This window comes from Streptomyces sp. AC627_RSS907, from assembly GCF_019049165.1.
In genome coordinates, this window is sequence record NZ_JAGMUE010000347.1 from 1 (window position 1) to 1,121 (window position 1,121).

Annotated in this window: 1 protein-coding gene and 1 pseudogene; both read left to right on the top strand. The window is 70.1% G+C overall.

Going from position 1 to position 1,121, the window contains the following annotated elements:
* Positions 1-660, top strand: a 660-nt coding sequence (locus KUM32_RS35650) for an MBL fold metallo-hydrolase (protein WP_217146065.1), incomplete at its 5' end; no start/stop codon positions are given.
* A 133-nt stretch (positions 661-793) separates the two neighbouring features.
* Positions 794-1,121, top strand: a pseudogene (locus KUM32_RS35655) (ATP-binding protein); the annotation flags it as partial.

A 1,121-nucleotide genomic window follows, 5' to 3' on the forward strand; every position in this document is an offset into this window, starting at 1 on the left:
ACGCACTTCCACCCGGAACACGCCTACGGGGCGCAGGTCTTCGCGGGGGCGGCGACGTACCTGGTCAACCGGGCCCAGGCCGAGGACCTCACGGTGAAGGGCGCCGGTTACCTGGAGATGTTCCGGGGGCTCGGCGAGCCCGTGGCGCGCCAGCTCGCCGGCGTCGAACTCCCCCGGCCCGACGTCGTCTACGGCCAGGCCCACCGCCTGGACCTGGGCGGCCGGGTGGTGCACCTGCAGGCCACGGGCCGGGCCCACAGCAGGGGCGACCAGGTGGTGACGGTGCCGGACGTGGGGGTGATGTTCACCGGGGACCTGGTGGAGGCCCGGCAGTTCGCGATCTTCCCGTGGTTCCCGCCGCACGACATCGACGTGTCGGGCACCCGTTGGCTGGCGGTGGTGCGGCGCCTGGCGGCCGAGGCGCCGCGCGTCGTGGTCCCCGGCCACGGCGAGGTCGGCGGCCCGCGACTGCTGGCCGACGTGCGTGACTACCTGCAACTCCTGTGGGACGAGACGCGGATGCGGCGCGCCGGGGCCGCCAGCGAGCAGACGCACGTCGAGGAGATCGAGGCGCTGATGGTCCAGCGGCACCCGGACTGGTCCGGCCGCGAGTGGATCGCGAAGGGCGTCGCGTGCCTGTGCGCCGAGCACACCGGCTGACCGCCGCGTACGCCCCCGGGCGCGGGTCGCGGGGCCGCTGGTTGGGCGCCCCCGCAACCACGCGGTGACGGGCTGTTCTACAGTGCCAAGGTCAGTACCGTCACCTGGTGGCCCGAAAAGGAAAAAACGGATTATGCCGACAGAGACGTTCGAGTTTCAGGTGGAAGCGCGCCAGCTTCTCCAGTTGATGATCCACTCGATTTACTCGAACAAGGACGTGTTCCTGCGCGAACTCGTCTCCAACGCCTCCGACGCGCTGGACAAGCTGCGTCTCGAAGCGCTCCGCGACGACTCGCTCGACGTGGACGTGTCAGACCTCCACATCGACATCGAGGCCGACAAGAGCGCCCGTACGCTGACCGTGCGGGACAACGGCATCGGCATGTCGCGCGAGGAGGTCATCAAGCTCATCGGGACGATCGCCAACTCGGGCACCGCGGCGTTCCTGCGCGAACTGAAGG